We start from the raw sequence: 15,592 nt of genomic DNA, 5'->3' as shown, positions 1-15,592 counted from the left end.
GCCCAGCGGACCCTCACCGGCCCACCCCCAACACCTCCGCCAAATCGAGCGACGCCGCCACCCGAGACGCCACACTCTCCGCGTACGCCGCGTCACCCCCGTCGAACTGCCCCCGCCCCGACCCCCGCAAGAACGTCACCACGCCCAGCGTCCGCCCCCGGCTGCGCAGCACCACGCACAGGGCGTGCACCGAGTCCTCGGGCCACTGCCGGGCCGCCGACCACTCCCGTATCCGTTCCGGTGAGGCCGCCGGCCCCGCGCTGGCCCGCACCGAACCGGTGCGCTCCACGCACTGGGGAGCCGGATGCCCCTCGGGGTAGCGGACCGGGATGCCCGCCGTCGCGACCGGCAGGCAGGGCCCCGGCGGCCCCGCGGGCGTCTCGGCGACCCGCACCAGCCGCACCGGGCCCTCGCCCGCGAGCAGGTCCACCAGCGCGTGGTCGGCGAAGCCGGCGAGCGCGAAGTCCAGCTGAACGGTGGCCGCCTCCGTGGGGTCCTCGCACTCCGCGACGGCCCGCGCCGCCCGATGCAGCTGCTGGGAGCGGAAGCGGAGCTGCGAGGCCACCTGCTCGGTCTGCTTCGCCTCCGTCACGTCCAGGAAGAGCCAGCCCACCCCCAACGGCACCGGCTCCTCCGCGAGCGGCGACGCGAGCCGCAGGAATCCGCTGCGCCAGCAGCGCCGCTCCGCCTGCTCCTCCTGGCCCGCCCCGGCCCGTACCGACACCCACAGCTCGGCCGGCGCCGGCGGCGTGCCCTCGGCCAGTACGTGGGTCAGCGCGCTCTCCAGCTCCTCGACGCCCTGCCCGAGCAGATCGGCGAGCGGGCGTCCCAGGACGGCGGTGCGGCCGATGCCGAAGGCGCGGGCGGCGTGTTCGTTGACCACGGCGGGGCGCAGGTCCGCGTCGACCAGCACCACCCCCCACGAGGCGTTCTCGAAGAGCGCCTCGCTCAGGGCGATGGACCGCTCCAGGTCGATCTGGGCGTGGACCTCGCTGAAGGCGCAGTACATCCCTGCCGTCTTGCCGTCACCACCCCGCACGGCCGCCGACTGCATCCGTACGAGCACCCGCCCGCCGTCCTTGGTCACCAGCGCGAACTCGTGCACCTGCCGCCCCGGCGCGTCCATCGCGGCCATCAGCCGCCCCTCGACGTCCCCGGCGTCCGCGGCCCGCACCGCCCACCCGGTGAACCCCCGCCGCCCGACGGCCTCCGCCGCCGACCACCCGAGGATCCGCTCCGCCTCACGGTTCCAGTGCGTCACCACACCGTCGGCGTCGAACGCGCACAACGCGGCGTCCATCCCGTCCAACAGCGCCGCGAGCAACTCGGCACCCCCGGGCTCGGGTTCGTCAGGACCCAGTTCGTCAGTAGTTCCGCTCTGCCGCGAAGCACTCACCTGGAACCCCCTACGCTGCGCGATCTCCCTGTATCGCACGTCAGATCATTCAACTGGAACGTGACCCACCCCACAGGTAGTTCCCGGAAGTCGCTGAGAAAACGTTGTGCGCGAAATTCGGTTGTGCGGCGCGTGGGGCGGTTCCTAGGGTGGTGTGCACACGAGAAGGGAGGTGGTTCGGCCGATGTATGGAAACCGGACGCGTGAGGTGACTGCGGGCTAGCGGTCCGTCGTCGCAACTCGAATTCGGCGCCGGACCAGCATGTGTGTTGTGCGTGCAGCCGGCCCTATTCCCAAGCAGTCACCCGACCCGCGAGCCGCCGGTACGTCCGGCCGGCTTCCTTCGCCCGGATGCATACGGTGCGGCAGGGACCACGGCTCGCGGGTCGTCTGCGTTCAGGGCTCTTCAGGGCTCTTCAAGGCCCTCAGCCCCGGCTCACCGCCGTGAGGATCTCCGGGAGCCGGCCCGCCAGGCGCGGGGCCGCCAGGTGGAGGCCCAGCTCCGTGATCACCGCCCCGTACACCGCGCCCACCGGCAGCAGGAGCCAGCTCCACGACGCCGCGCCCGACGCGTGCAGCCAGATCGTGAGGGCGAGGGCCGGCGCGCACAGCAGGGCCGCCGCGACCATGCCGCCGAAGATGGAGATCCAGGCGAGCCCGGCCTGGCCGGGGGCCACGTTCTTGTAGCCCTCCTGCGGGATCGAGTACGGGAAGCGTGTCGAGGACCACGCGCCCGTGGCCAGCATCGCGCCGAGCAGCGCGAAGGAGAGGCCCAGGATCTCCGGCAGGGTCGGCCACTCGCCGAGCACCGCCACCGTCACGACGGTCACAAGCACCGCGTACGGGACGGTGATGAGCAGCAGCGCCAGGGCCCGGCCGCGCAGCTCCACGTACGCGTCGCGCGTCGCGGAGATCGTCGTCGCCACCATCCAGAACGCCGACGTGTCCTGGCCGAACTGGTTGTACATGAGGATGCCGAGCATGCCCGCCGCGAAGCAGGCGAAGTAGCCGGACCCGGTGCCCTGCAGGGCGTTGAACAGCGGCACGATCAGGCCGATGGCCAGGGACGTCACCCAGGCCGCCTTGGTCTTCGGGTCGCGCCAGACGTAGCGCAGGCTGCGCTCCATGACGGTGCCGGTGCGGCCCGCGGGGAGCAGCCCGCCGAGGGCGCCCGAGGCGCGTGACGTGCCCTTGTCCGGTTCCGCCGCCGTGAGCGTGGAGCCGTCCGGCGCCGTCATCAGGCGGGTCAGGCTGCGCCGCCAGAGCGCGAGCAGTCCGGCCAGGGCCGCGCACGCGACGACGAGCTGCGCCGCGCCGGTGGCGTAAGCGCCGTCGCTCACCGAGTCGACCGCGCCGAGCGCCGCGGCCGGCGGGATCCAGCGGACGACGTCCGCCGCCGGGTCGAGGGTGGACAGGCCGGACGAACCGAGCCGCTGCGCCCCGAAGTTGACGACCTGCGCGCCGACCGCGATGACGAGCCCGCTCAGTACGGCAAGGTCGCGCCCCTTGCGGCTGGTGAGGAGGCGGGTGTTGGCGGCGGCGACCGCGCGGGCCAGCGCCACGCAGATCAGCACGGTGAGGGCGACCGCGACGACGCCGGTGACGGCCGCGGCGGCCCCGTGGGCCAGGGCGATCGCCGAGCCGACGGCGAGGCAGAGCGTGAACAGCGGGCCGATGCCGACGAGGGAGGCGACGAGCAGCGCCCGTACGAGGGGGCGGGGGCGCAGCGGCAGCATCACCAGGCGCGTCGGGTCGAGGGTCTCGTCGCCGCTCGCGAAGAACAGCGGCATGACGGCCCAGCCGAGGGCGAGCACCGCGCTGAGCAGGACGCACACGGTGGCGGCGTGGGCGTTGCCGCGCAGTGCGACGAGGCCGAGGAGTTGGAGCGCGGCGACGAGGAGCGCGGCGACGACGGACGCGATGTAGGCGGCGCGGCGGCCCGCGGACTGGCGCAGGCCGTTGCGCAGCAGGGACAGCTTCAGGCGGACGAAGACCGGGGTGATCGCCGGGTGGGCGGCTCCGGTGCGGGCGTCGGCGGCGGCGGTTCTGGTGCGGGGCGCGGTCATCGGCTGCCGCCGCCCAGCCAGTCGAGGTCGGAGCCCGTGTCGCGGCCCCCGGCCCCGACGAGTTCGAGGAATGCCTGCTGCAGCGAGGGCGCCGCGCCGCGCACCTCGGCGAGGGTGCCGTGGGCGCGGATGCGGCCGGCGGCCATGACGGCGACCCAGTCGCAGAGCGACTCGACGAGTTCCATGACGTGGGAGGAGAAGACGACGGTGGCGCCGGAGGCGGTGTAGCGCTCCAGGACGCCGCGGATGGTCTGCGCGGAGACGGGGTCGACGCCCTCGAACGGCTCGTCGAGGAAGAGGACTTCGGGGTTGTGGAGCAGCGCCGCGGCGAGCCCGATCTTCTTGCGCATGCCGGTCGAGTAGTCGACGACGAGTTTGTGCTGGGCGCCCGCGAGGTCGAGCACGTCGAGGAGCTGGGTGGCGCGCTTGTCGACCTCGGCGCCGGGCAGACCGCGCAGCCGGCCGGTGTACGCGAGGAGTTCGCGGCCGGAGAGCCGTTCGAAGAGGCGCAGGCCCTCGGGCAGGACGCCGATGCGGGCCTTGACCTCGACGGGGTCGCGCCACACGTCGTGCCCGACCACCTCGACGGTGCCGTGGTCGGGACGGAGCAGGCCGGTGACCATGGAGAGGGTGGTGGTCTTGCCGGCGCCGTTGGGGCCGACGAGGCCGATGAACTGACCCGCGGGCAGGCTCAGATCGATGCCCGCCACCGCGATCTGTTCGCCGAACCGCTTCCAGAGCCCCTGGATCCGTACCGCCGCCGCTTCGGTCACCGTGCCGCCCTTCGCCGCTTCCGCCGTGCCCGCACGATACGTCGGCGGCGTGCCGGGCCGGGTCGTTGTCAGCGGGTCAGCGGGTCAGCGGGCCAGCGGGTCACCGGGTCAGCGCCGCGCTTCCCTGCCGCACGCGTACGCCAGCGGCGAGATGATCTCCTCGGCGTCCGGCAGCCACCGGTTGGCGGCGGTGGGGCGGCAGGCCCACTGGACGGAGCCGGTGGCGCCGTAGCGGGTGGGGGGCGCGGCGACGTAGGTGCCCTCGCCGTGGCAGACCAGGTCGATGGCGGCGGGCGGCCAGCCCAGGGTGCGCACGAGGTCGGGCACCTTGGCGGCGGCGCCGGGGAGCACGAAGAACTGCATGCGGCGGTCGGGGGTGCACGTCACGGGGCCGAGCGTGAGCTCCATGCGCTCCATGCGGGCGAGCGCGAGGAATCCGGCGGTCTCGGGCACGTCGATGGCGTCGAAGGTACGTCCGGTGGGGAGCAGGATCGAGGCGGTCGGCTGCTTCTGCCAGAGCCTGCGGGCCACGGTCGCGCTGCCGGTGGCCTGGGTCGCCCAGTCCTCCCTCGCGGCGTGCGCGCCGGGCGCGTCGCACGCGGTGTCCCCGCACGAGCACCGCTCGACGCCGTCGACCGACTCGAGCCAGGTGCCGGGGAACACGTCCCAGTGCCGCTCCTCCGCGTACCGGACGGCCGTGTCCAGCAAGCCTTCTCCGCGCTGCTTCGGGATCTGCGCGGCTGACGTGACTCCGATGGTCTCTTCCACGCAGTTCTCAACTCCCGGTGCCACCTCGGGTTACGGGTCGGGACACGGGCGCACGCGTGGGCGGGGGAGGAGCATCGATCCTGCGCTCGGGGCGCATGGGTGCATGGGTGGGGGCGCGCGGGGGGATTGGCTGCCGGGTGCGGGTAGCCAGGTCACGGGCAAGCAGAGGACGCCTCGGAGGAAGCCCGGGGACCGACAGGTCCGTACAGATCGGCACTTGTGGTACTTCATGGCTTCTTTTGCTTCTTCTGTGGCGCATCTTCGCCTTGCCTCAAGGGCATTGATCATCGTGTGACGGTCCACCGCGGCCGTCCGGTTCCGATGGTCCACGGTGCACTCAGGGGGTTACGCCATGGCCGCCAGGCCGCTCGTCGCGCGACAGCCCAACGAAAGGCTGCAGGCGCTCATCCAGGAAGCCGGCTGTTCCAACGCCGGACTGGCCCGCAGGGTCAACATGTGCGGCGCGGAGCACGGTCTCGATCTGCGCTACGACAAGACGTCGGTGGCCCGTTGGCTGCGCGGGCAGCAGCCGCGCGGGCGGGCGCCGGGCATCATCGCGGAGGCGCTCGGCCGCAAGCTGGGCCGCACCGTCACGATCGACGAGATCGGCATGGCGAACGGCAAGAACCTCGCCTCCGGCGTGGGCCTGCAGTTCTCGCCGACCGTCCTCGGCGCCATCGAGCAGGTCTGCGAGCTGTGGCGCAGCGACGTGGGCCGCCGCGACTTCCTCTCCGGCTCGTCCGTGGCGGCCTCCGCGCTCGTGGAGCCCAGCCGCGACTGGCTGATCTCCTCGCCGGACTCGCAGGTCGGCAGGAGCGCGGGGCCGCGCGTCGGGATGTCGGACGTGGAGGCGGTCAAGGCGATGACGGAGGCGCTGACCAAGCTGGACCACCAGTTCGGCAGCGGCCATGTGCGGCCGGTCGTCGTGCACTACCTCAACTCCGTGGTCTCCGGGCTGCTCGCGGGCTCCTACCGGGAGGCGGTCGGGCGTGAACTCTTCGCCGCCGTCGCGCGGTTGACGGAACTCGCCGGGTACATGGCGGTCGACACGGGGCAGCCGGGCCTCGCCCAGCGCTACTACATCCAGGCGCTCCGGCTGGCCCAGGCGGCGGGCGACCGGGGATACGGCGGGTATGTGCTGGCCGCGTCCATGAGCCACCTCGCGGCGCAGCTCGGGAACCCGCGCGAGATCGCGCAGTTGGCGCGGGCCGCGCAGGAGGGCACCCGCGGCAGGGTCACGCCCCGCGCGCAGGCGATGTTCTACGCGGCCGAGGCGCGCGGGCACGCGCTGCTCGGTGACGCGCGGGCCACGCAGGTCGTGGCGGGGCGCGCGGTCGAGGCGATGGACCGGGCGTCCGGCGAGGCCGACTCCGGTGACGACCCGGTGTGGATCCAGCACTTCGACCACGCGTATCTGGCCGATGAAATGGCGCATTGTCACCGGGACTTGGGGCAGGCCGAGGCGGCGGCCCGCAGCGCCCAGGAGTCCCTCGACGGGCACCCCGAGACGCGGGCGCGGCGCCGGGCGATCGGCCTGGTCCTGCTGGCGACGGCGCAGGTGCAGCGGCGCGAGGTGGAACAGGCCTGTCACACGGGCATGAAGGCCGTCGAGCTGCTCGGCACGCTGCGCTCCAACCGCGGCGCGGAGTACCTGGAGGACCTCCAGGACCGCCTGGAGCCGTACCGGGACGAGCCGGTGGTACGGGAGTTCGGGGCGCGCGTCGACGTCCAGGCGGCGTGAGGAGCGCGTGAACGTACCCCGGAACAGCGCCCGGGCGGAAGGTTTTGTTACTTCCGCCCGTCGGCGGAGGGCGGCGGTCCGAGCTGCGTGGCAGAGGGATGTGGGGACCCGGTAGCGTGACCCGACGGTTCCGTAGGTCCCCCATATGTAGGAGTCCCGGTGACGCAGCAGAGCGGTCAGGGCGCTGCTTCCTCCGATCCGCAGCAGCCCGCGGCCCGGCCCGCCCACGAGGGCGTCGTGCTGCCCGCGGACGGCAGTGAGCCGCTCTTCCCCAGCGCCGCGGGCCGGCACAGCGCCCCGGCGGGCGGCGACCCGTGGGGGCAGCCCTGGGGGCCCGAGACGGCGGGCCCGCCGCCCGGCCAGGGCCAGGAGTGGGGCACGCCGGTCCACCAGCCCACGGCCCAGCCCCTCCCCCCGGAGGGCCCGACCAGCCAGCCCGCCGGCCCGTACGGCACGCAGCAGGGTTACGGCGGCGAGAGCTACGGGGGCCAGGGGTACGGCACCCAGGGCTACGGCGCGGCTCAGCAGCCGGGGTACGGCGCGGGGCACCAGGACCCGCAGGGTTACGCGGGCCAGCAGGGTTACGGGGCTCAGCAAGGTCAGCCGAACCAGTACGGCGAGCAGGCCCCGCAGGGATACGCGCCCCAGGCCGGCCAGCCGGGCCAGCCGAGCCACCCTGGCCGGCCGACGCACCCGAGCCCGTCGGAGCCGCAGGCCTACCCGGGCCAACCCGCCCCCACCGGACGGCACGGGCAGCAGGACCCGTCCTCGTACCCGGGCCAGAACGACCCCTCCTACGGGGCACAGCCCACCGGCTCGTACGGTGCCCATGCCGCCCAGCCCCGGCCGGGCGGCACCGACCCCTACGGCACCCCGCAGGGCGACCGCGCCCCGCAGGGCGACCGCACCCCGCAGGGTGAGGGCGCGCACGGGGCGCACCAGGCGCACGGCGCCCACGCTGCACCGCAGCAGGGCCACGGCGCCCACGCCGCGCCGCCCGCGAGACCGGGCGCGCACGCCGCGCCACCGGCCGGACAGCCCCAGCCCGGCGGCCGGGGCGCCCAGCCCCTGCCCCCCGCGGCCTCGGAGCGGCAGGCACAGCTGCCCTCGGCCACGCCCTCGTCCACGCCCTCGGTGACGCGCCCGGCGAGCATGCCGCTGCCGCCCGTCGCCGCGCCCGGCGCGTCCCCCGACAGCGAGGCCACCCAGTACATCGCCCCCGTGCCCGCGAGTCCGGGCGGCGACGAGGGGGCCACGCAGTACATACCCCCGGTGGGACCCGGCGCCCTGCCGCCCGAGGCTCCCACCGCCCCCGCTCCCGCCGCCGACGCCACACAGTTCCTGGGCCGCACCCCCGCGTCGGGCCCCGCGCCCGCCCCCGCGTCCGACAGCGAGCCCACCCAGTTCATCGCCCCCGTCCCCGGCGCGGCCCCCGCCCCCGCCCCCACCGGCCACGGCGCGCCGCCCGAGCCGTCCGGTTCCCCGTACGGGATCCGTCCGGGCGCGCCCGGCGACCGGCAGCCGCCCGCCGAGTTCGACAGTCTCTTCCGTACCGAGCCGGAGGCCGAAGGCCCCGCCTCCACGCAGCAGATGCCCCGCGTCCAGGCGCCGGGCGGCGTGCCCGCCCCCGAGCCCGCGGGCGGCGGCCGAGGCGGGCCCCGGCGCGGTGAGCGCACCGGCCGCACCGGACGCGCCGGCCGCACCGGCTCCAAGGTGCCGCTGATCGCCGCCGCGGGCATCGGCATCGCGGTGCTCGGCATCGGCGCCGGCGCGCTGCTCAGCGGGGGCGGCGGTGACGACGACGAGGCGAAGGACGACGGCAAGGCGGTCTCCGCGTCCGCGGACCCCGACGAGCGGCCCTCGCCCGCCGCCGACCCGGCCAAGGCGCAGGCCGTCGCCCTCGACCGGCTCCTGGCCGACAGCAACAACAGCCGTGACACGGTCATCGCCTCCGTACGCAACGTGGGCAAGTGCCAGAACCTCGGCCAAGCCGCGAAGGATCTGCGCGGCGCGGCCAAGCAGCGCAATGGACTGGTCACCCGGCTCGCCGCGCTGAAGGTCGACAAGCTCCCGGCCAACGACCAGCTGACCGCCGCCCTCAACAAGGCGTGGAAGGCGTCGGCCGCCGCCGACAACCACTACGCGGCGTGGGCGGACCAGGTGGCGGGCAAGAAGGGCTGTCACAAGGGCCGCGCCCGCAACACCCCGCAGGCCGCCGCGGGCAACCGCGAGAGCAGCACCGCGACGACCGCCAAGCAGCAGGCCAGCGGCCACTGGAACGCGATCGCCCGCAAGTACGAGCTGACGGAGCGCAACAGGACCCAGCTCTGACCGGGTCCCGCCCGCGCCCGGGGAGGAGCGGCGGCTAGGCCGTCTGCTCCAGCGTCTTCTGCACGTTCACGAACCCTTCGCGGGCCGGGACGAGGCGGCCGTCCCGCACCACCTGGAACGTGACGGCCGAGTTGATCAGGCGCGGGAACTCGCTGGCGGCGAGCAGGTCCTCGAACCGCCAGCTCAGCGTGGGCGTGAGGCCGCCCGTGCCGACGCGCAGGCCGCCGTCCAGGGCGCGGCGCAGGGTGCGCGAGGACACCTCGCCGCCGTCGAGCGACTCGACGACCTGCTTCAGGACGGTGTACGCGATCCACGTCGTCTGCACGCCCGCGTCGGCCGGGTCGACCCGGTTGTCGCCGAACGCGTGCTCGCGGATGACGTCGCGCATCCGGTCCCACCGGGCGTCGGTCGTCGCCGGGTACCAGCCGGTGACGTACGCGCCCTCGTACGGGCCGCTCGCGCCGCCGGTGCGGTCGACGAGGGACTGGTCGACGCTGCCGAGCACCGAGGAGATGCGGACCGGCGGATAGGCGTCCCTGGTGCGGCGGAAGGAGTCGTAGAAGGTGTCCGTGCGCGCGCCGAGCGCCGCGGTCACGCAGCCCTTCGGGGTGCCCGCGGACTTCAGCGCCTGCTCGGCCTGCGGGGTGAGGTCGGTGCCGTCCTCGGGGGCGCGGATGTCGGCGACGGGGCGGTGGTGGCCGTCGGCGAGGCCCTGGTTGAGGAGCTTGGGCAGCTCGTCGCCGGCGAGGGTGTCGGGGCGGACCAGGGAGACGCGGTCGCAGCGGGCGGCGAGCTGGCGGCCGTTGCCCGCGAGGAGGGCGGGCTCGCCGCCGTTGACGGGGTAGGAGAGCGGGCTGCTGAACTCGTCGTCGGTGATGCCGTAGCCGCCGATGTAGGGGATGCCCGCGCCCTCCAGCGGGGCGAGGAAGGAGCTGCCGTGCTGGCTGTACGCGCCGACGACCGCCGCCACGTCGTTGTCGACCGCCTCCCGCGCGCAGGCGGCGGCACCCACCGTGTCGTTGTGGTCGTTGCAGGTAAGGACCTTCAGCTCGTGGCCGTCGAGGCCGCCGTGCGCGTTGACCCAGCGGGCGTAGGCCTGCGCCATGGCGGGCATGCCGGGCTTGTTGGTCGCCTTGGTCTTCTCGGGCGCCCAGGTCATGACGGTGATGGGGTCGTCCCTGGAACCCCCCGTGGTGCCAGGGATGACCCCGCAACCGGATATCAGGGACGTACACGCCGCCACGGCGGCCGCGGAGAGCAGAGCGGTGCGGGTGGGGCGGGGGAGGAAGGTGCGTCGCCGGCCGGTCATGTCCCTGCACGATGCCGTGGCGCGGCCAACCGCGGCGTGACTCGCCCTCAACGGACAGTGACAGGAAGGTGAACGGGCGGGGCCCGGTTCGCGCGCCCGGGGCGGGAACGTACGATCCATGACCGTGCAAGGTTCGGAGAACACTTCCCGTCGCGGCCGTCGCTCCAGCACCATGGGGGGCATGCCGACCAACGACATGCCGTGGTGGCGCTGGCGCAGCAACGTGCGCTCGGCGCTGCACATGCTCTCCGACCCCGGGTTCCAGCGGGAGTGCTGGCTCGCGGGGCGCGAGGAGTACGGGGACGTGACCGACGCCGTGTACCGGCTCGTCGAGGACACGTGGCTCGACAACTGGTCCGCGGAGAAGTACGTGGGGACCATCTTCCGCGATTCCCAGGAGGCGGCCCTCGTCGACACGGCCGTGCTGCGGGTCCTGCGGATCATGCACGAGGTGGGGCCGGACGCGCTGGTCTCCGTCTATCTGGAGCACCCGGGGTGGCCCGAGGCGGTCCGCGCCGCACGCGACGCGCACGTACGCCTCGCGGCGGGCGACGGGGAGGACCCGGACGTGGAGCCGAAGACCCTGGAAGTGCTGCGGATCCTGACCCGCTCGGCCTGAGTCCGCCGCGCGGAAGGCCCGCGCACGGCGGCCGTCACGTGTGGGAACCTAGGCTCCATGAACGAGCAGTCCACCGCCGCCGCCCCCGCTGAGCAGTACGTCCTCACCCTCTCCTGCCCCGACAAGCAGGGCATCGTGCACGCCGTGTCGAGCTACCTCTTCATGACCGGCTGCAACATCGAGGACAGTCAGCAGTTCGGCGACCACGACACCGGACTGTTCTTCATGCGCGTCCACTTCTCGGCCGAGTCCCCGGTGACCGTCGAGAAGCTGCGGGCGAGCTTCGCCGCGATCGGCGACTCCTTCCACATGGACTGGCAGATCCACCGCGCCGAGGACAGGATGCGGGTCGTCCTGCTGGTGTCCAAGTTCGGGCACTGCCTGAACGACCTGCTGTTCCGCTCCCGGATCGGCGCGCTGCCGGTGGAGATCGCCGCGGTCGTCTCCAACCACACGGACTTCGCCGAGCTCGTCGCCTCGTACGACATCCCCTTCCACCACATTCCGGTGAACCGGGAGAACAAGCCGGAGGCCGAGGCCAGGCTCCTGGAGATCGTCCGCGAGGAGGACGTGGAGCTGGTCGTCCTCGCCCGCTACATGCAGGTGCTCTCGGACGACCTGTGCAAGGCGCTCAGCGGGCGGATCATCAACATCCACCACTCCTTCCTGCCGAGCTTCAAGGGCGCGAAGCCCTACCACCAGGCGCACGCGCGCGGGGTGAAGCTGATCGGCGCGACCGCGCACTACGTGACGGCCGACCTCGACGAGGGCCCGATCATCGAGCAGGAGGTCGAGCGGGTGGGCCACGGCGTCACCCCCGACCAGCTGGTGGCGATCGGCCGCGACGTGGAGTGCCAGGCGCTGGCGCGGGCCGTGAAGTGGCACGCGGAGCGCCGGATCCTGCTGAACGGCCGCCGCACGGTCGTCTTCGCGTAGACCCTGCCCGGAGGGCACGCAGTCCGTGCCCGCAGGGTTACATCCGGCTCAGTGAGGCCGCCGAGAACAGCACGTCGCGGATGGCCTCGCGGTCGCCGTCCTGCCCGGCGGCCGCCTCCTCCGGCGAGACGTGGCCCGCGGCGAGCCGGCAGAACTCGACGCCGTCCAGCGCCACATGGGCCACCTCGTGGTCCCGGGACGCGGTCGCCGCGGGCGAGTCGAGCGGGATCAGCCACTCGCCGCCGCCGTGCCCCTCGATCTCAAGACGCAGGCTGCGGCCCGGCGCGCCCGCCGCGACCAGGCCGCGGGAGGGGGTGGCGAGCCCGGAGCGGCGCCGCCCGGCGAGCGTCCCCGGCAGCAGGCGCACGGCGAGGTCGATCATGTGGTGGAGGTGCCGGGGCGCGGGCGGCGCGTACGGATAGTCGACGGCGTGGGCGATGTCGCCCGCGTGGATCCAGCACTCGAAGGCGCGGTCCGTCATCGCGTCGCGCAGCGGCAGTTCGACCGCCCGAGCCTCGGGCCCCGCGCCGTCCCCGGCGGCGGGCACCGGCCCGTACGGCACCGGGAGGCGGCCCGAGCCGTCGCCGGCGAACGAGACGGTGCGGATCAGTTCGTGCGTCTGCTCGCGCCAGGGGGTGCGCACCGCGCGAGTGGGCGGGAAGTACGAGGCGCGCCAGTACGCCTCGGTGCGGTGGCCGGGGTCGCGCGGGACCCCGACCTCGGCGCCGAGCGGGTCGTCGAGGCCGAGGGCGAGCCCGACCATGCCGTCGACGGCGATGAGGTGCGCGATGACCCCGGCGACGGTGGTCTTCCTGCTGACCGGTCCTTCGTCGTCGAACCAGCGCAGCCGCACCGGGGCGTGCCACTCCGCGTCGCCGATGTCCTTCAGGAGGGCGTCGAGGCGGGCGGTCTCCGCGTCGTACGGAACGGCCCACTCGGGCACCGGGATGCGGGGCGGGCGGCGGCCGAGGCAGCTCTCCAGGACGCGGGTGCGCAGGCCCGGGTCGAGGTCGAGGCTCTCCTCGGGGCGCAGCAGACCGACGGCGTCGCGCAGCCGCAGCGCCTCCTCGGCGCAGGGGCCGCAGTCGCCCAGGTGCTCCTCGACGGCGAGGGCCTCCTCCGCGGAGCAGGCGGAGAGCGCCCACGCGCCGAGGAGGGACTTCAGGACGGCGTGGTCGAGGACGAGCGGCGGGCCGGCGGGCGCGGCCTCCGCGGGCGGGCCGGGCACGGGCAGGCCGGGCACGGGCAGGCCGGTGTCCTCGACGGAGGCGCGCGGCATCGGTATCCGCGGTCCGGCACCGCTCCCGTACGCCTCGCCGCCGAAGCCGCTGGAGCGGTCCGTACCGCCCGTGCGGTCCGGCTCGTCGTGCGGTTCGGGGCGGTCGGCGCCGGTCACCGCGCGGTCCCGGGGCCGGGCGAGGCGCCGGGGCGGGCGCCCCGGCGCGGGTCGGCGGACGGATCGGCGGCGAGGTCGTTGGCCGTGGAGAGCAGCTGCAGGCCGAGGCGGAGCCTGCGGCGGGCCTCGTCCTCGGTGACGCCGAGGTCGGCGGCGGTCTGGCGGTAGTCGCGGCGCTGGAAGTACGCGAGCTCCAGGGCGGCCCGCAACGGGGTCGGCATGGCCGTGACGATGTAGTCCGCGCGGGCCGCCACGGAGGCGCGGCGCACCTTGCGCTCCAGGTCCTCCCTGGTGCCCGCGCCGCCGCGGGCGAGGGCTGCGGACTCGGTCTGGCGCAGCCTGCGGACGGCCTGCCGGTGGGTGAGCGTGGCGAGCCAGGAGCGCAGCGGGCCCTGCCGGGGGTCATAGGCGTCGGGGTTCTCCCAGACGTGGGTGAAGACCTCGCGCGTGACACGGTCGGCGGCCGGCTCGTCGCCGAGGACGCGGTGGGCGAGGTGGTGCACGAGCGAGGCGAACTTGTCGTAGAGCTCCGCGAGTGCGGCCGCTTCCCCGTGCGCGAGCCGTTGCTGCATCCGGCGGTCCCAGCGCCGCGGCGCGTCCTTCGGCATGCGGCCCCCTCGTGCGCTTGCCCTGTGCTGCCTTCTGGTTCTGCCTTCTCTTGCTGCGTGTCGTGCTGCTCATCCGACCGTACTTCCCGTACGGCGGTTCGTGTTCCTGACGTCCCCTCGAATGTAGTCGGGGCCACTGACAACGCACTTCGGTTTGCGGCAAAGCGCACTGCTTGCCGGAGACCGGATGATATTGCCGCGCGTCCCCTGGTGTTTCATGGGGTACGGGTGGGGCAGCCGAAGCAGAACGAAACGTAGGGACTGCTTCCGGATCGCTCCGGAACCACGGACGGCTACGACGGACAGCAGGGCGAGCGAGAGGCGTGACGCGTGACGCTCAAGGTGACGGTGGGCGAGCAGGCAGGCTGGGCCGTGCTGTGCGTGTCCGGCGAGATGGACCTGCTGACGTCGCCCGTGGTGCGCCAGCGCGTGCACGACGCCGTGGCCGACGGCCGCAGGCGCATCGTCCTGGACCTCTCCGAAGTGCTGTTCTGCGACTCCAGCGGGGTCGGCGTGCTGATCGCCACGCGTCGGCTGATCCGCTCGTTCCAGGGCAGGTTGCGGCTCATACTGCCCGCCAAGGGCGCCGAGGACGGCTCACACGTGAACCGCGTCCTCGCGGCGCTCGGCGTGCGCAGGCTCTTCGAGGTCTTCCCCGACGTGCCGGCCGCGCTGGACGACGAGGCGACCCCGCTGTCCGCCTAGAGCCCCGCTCACGCGCCCGGCAGGAAGAGGCAGAACGGGTGGCCGTGCGGGTCGAGCAGTACGCGTACGTCCTTCTGCGGCTGATGCTCCGCCACCGTCGCGCCCAGGGCGCGGGCCCGCTCGGTCTCCGCCGCCAGGTCGTCGACCTCCAGGTCCAGGTGTGCCTGCATCTGCTGGGTGTCCGGGCCCTGCGGCCACACCGGGGGCGTGTGGTCGGTCTCCAACTGGAAGCTGAGGCAGGGGCGGTCCTGTCCCGGGGCGCGCAGCCGGACCCACTCCGGGTCGCGCTCGGCCTCTTCCCAGCCCAGCAGGGCGCGGTAGAAGTCGGCCAGCGCCGGGGGGTCGGGGGTGCCGAGGACGAAGGCACCGAGCGTGGTCGTCATGCCGTCCCTGTGCCCCCGATCGGCACACCCACACCTCCGCCGTCCTTCCGCCCGCGGCGGCTCACTCGACGTGCCGTTTGGCCACGCGTACGAAGGAGTTGATGGCCGCCCGCGAGGTGCGCCGGCGCACGGCCATCTCCTCGCGGTCGTCGGTCCTGTGCACCTCGCCGACCTGGTCGAGGACCTCCCACGCGAGCCGGATCAGCTCGTCGTCGTGGGTGAGCAACTGCACCCGGAACAGCGCCTCCTGGGCCTCGGACCGCATCTCGTAGGACCGGAAGCGCGACTCCTCGCTCTCCTCGTGTCGGCCCTCCGAGCGCCGGAACCAGCGGTCGACGACGACCCGTTGGTAGTTGACCAGGGCGCCCGCGTACGCGCTGTACGCGTCGATCCGCTCCTGCCGCAGCCGCTCGCCCCGGGTGAACCGCTCCGTCCGCTCGATCGCCCTCCGCTGGAAGGAATGGGTCAGCCCCGCACCCAGCAGGGTCCCCAACACCGCTATGACACTCGCCGCGACCGCTTCCACGCGGGACAGTGCAGCACATCACGGCCGTGGCACGC

The 15,592-nt window shown here is 73.9% G+C and carries 14 protein-coding genes; 5 read left to right on the top strand and 9 right to left on the bottom strand.

Features of this window, described 5'->3' with window-relative positions:
* Positions 1 to 13: 13 nt before the first annotated feature.
* From ACZ6CV_RS18355 to ACZ6CV_RS18340, 4 genes are all read right to left on the bottom strand, one after another.
* Positions 14 to 1,396, bottom strand: coding sequence for a PAS domain-containing protein (locus ACZ6CV_RS18355; RefSeq protein ID WP_469251801.1), 1,383 nt, complete (start codon positions 1,394 to 1,396; stop codon positions 14 to 16).
* Positions 1,397 to 1,821: 425 nt separating this feature from the next.
* Positions 1,822 to 3,462: a transporter gene (locus tag ACZ6CV_RS18350; protein ID WP_469251800.1), complete on the bottom strand. Its 1,641-nt coding sequence runs from the start codon at positions 3,460 to 3,462 to the stop codon at positions 1,822 to 1,824.
* Entirely contained in the window at positions 3,459 to 4,235 is a 777-nt protein-coding gene (locus ACZ6CV_RS18345; protein WP_362372483.1) for an ABC transporter ATP-binding protein, read from the bottom strand. Before ACZ6CV_RS18345 ends, ACZ6CV_RS18350 begins: the two co-directional genes overlap by 4 nt.
* A gap of 108 nt (positions 4,236 to 4,343) precedes the next feature.
* On the bottom strand, positions 4,344 to 5,003 hold the full coding sequence (locus tag ACZ6CV_RS18340; RefSeq protein WP_362372485.1) for a bifunctional DNA primase/polymerase: 660 nt from the start codon (positions 5,001 to 5,003) through the stop codon (positions 4,344 to 4,346).
* 352 nt (positions 5,004 to 5,355) lie between these two features.
* Between ACZ6CV_RS18340 and ACZ6CV_RS18335 the strand changes: the two genes are divergently transcribed.
* The gene (locus ACZ6CV_RS18335; RefSeq protein ID WP_469251799.1) at positions 5,356 to 6,744 is read left to right on the top strand and encodes a transcriptional regulator; all 1,389 of its coding nucleotides are present in this window, start codon (positions 5,356 to 5,358) and stop codon (positions 6,742 to 6,744) included.
* Between the two features lie 159 nt (positions 6,745 to 6,903).
* Positions 6,904 to 9,075, top strand: coding sequence for a hypothetical protein (locus ACZ6CV_RS18330; RefSeq protein WP_469251798.1), 2,172 nt, complete (start codon positions 6,904 to 6,906; stop codon positions 9,073 to 9,075).
* A 34-nt stretch (positions 9,076 to 9,109) separates the two neighbouring features.
* On the opposite strand, the gene ACZ6CV_RS18325 is transcribed toward ACZ6CV_RS18330, so the two are convergent.
* On the bottom strand, positions 9,110 to 10,384 hold the full coding sequence (locus ACZ6CV_RS18325; RefSeq protein ID WP_469251797.1) for an ABC transporter substrate-binding protein: 1,275 nt from the start codon (positions 10,382 to 10,384) through the stop codon (positions 9,110 to 9,112).
* Between the two features lie 118 nt (positions 10,385 to 10,502).
* Between ACZ6CV_RS18325 and ACZ6CV_RS18320 the strand changes: the two genes are divergently transcribed.
* Positions 10,503 to 11,003, top strand: coding sequence for an SCO4402 family protein (locus tag ACZ6CV_RS18320; RefSeq protein ID WP_362372493.1), 501 nt, complete (start codon positions 10,503 to 10,505; stop codon positions 11,001 to 11,003).
* Positions 11,004 to 11,060: 57 nt separating this feature from the next.
* A complete protein-coding gene (purU, locus tag ACZ6CV_RS18315; protein WP_359325692.1) occupies positions 11,061 to 11,939 on the top strand; it encodes a formyltetrahydrofolate deformylase in 879 nt (292 codons plus the stop codon).
* A gap of 37 nt (positions 11,940 to 11,976) precedes the next feature.
* On the opposite strand, the gene ACZ6CV_RS18310 is transcribed toward purU, so the two are convergent.
* A complete protein-coding gene (locus ACZ6CV_RS18310) occupies positions 11,977 to 13,335 on the bottom strand; it encodes a zf-HC2 domain-containing protein (protein ID WP_469251796.1) in 1,359 nt (452 codons plus the stop codon).
* Positions 13,332 to 13,943 (bottom strand): sigma-70 family RNA polymerase sigma factor, encoded by a 612-nt coding sequence (locus tag ACZ6CV_RS18305; protein ID WP_469251795.1) that lies wholly within the window; start codon positions 13,941 to 13,943, stop codon positions 13,332 to 13,334. Before ACZ6CV_RS18305 ends, ACZ6CV_RS18310 begins: the two co-directional genes overlap by 4 nt.
* 330 nt (positions 13,944 to 14,273) lie before the next feature.
* On the opposite strand from ACZ6CV_RS18305, the gene ACZ6CV_RS18300 reads away from it, so the two are divergent.
* Positions 14,274 to 14,648: an STAS domain-containing protein gene (locus tag ACZ6CV_RS18300; protein ID WP_358775049.1), complete on the top strand. Its 375-nt coding sequence runs from the start codon at positions 14,274 to 14,276 to the stop codon at positions 14,646 to 14,648.
* Between the two features lie 8 nt (positions 14,649 to 14,656).
* On the opposite strand, the gene ACZ6CV_RS18295 is transcribed toward ACZ6CV_RS18300, so the two are convergent.
* Complete coding sequence (locus ACZ6CV_RS18295; protein WP_469251794.1) at positions 14,657 to 15,031, bottom strand: VOC family protein; 375 nt, start codon at positions 15,029 to 15,031, stop codon at positions 14,657 to 14,659.
* A gap of 61 nt (positions 15,032 to 15,092) precedes the next feature.
* Positions 15,093 to 15,557, bottom strand: a complete 465-nt coding sequence (locus tag ACZ6CV_RS18290; protein ID WP_469251793.1) for a hypothetical protein — start codon at positions 15,555 to 15,557, stop codon at positions 15,093 to 15,095.
* Positions 15,558 to 15,592 lie beyond the last annotated feature (35 nt).

This window comes from Streptomyces sp. NPDC041713 (genome assembly GCF_055591085.1).
Note: the sequence above shows the minus strand (reverse complement) of the source record. Positions and strands in the feature narration are given on the sequence as shown.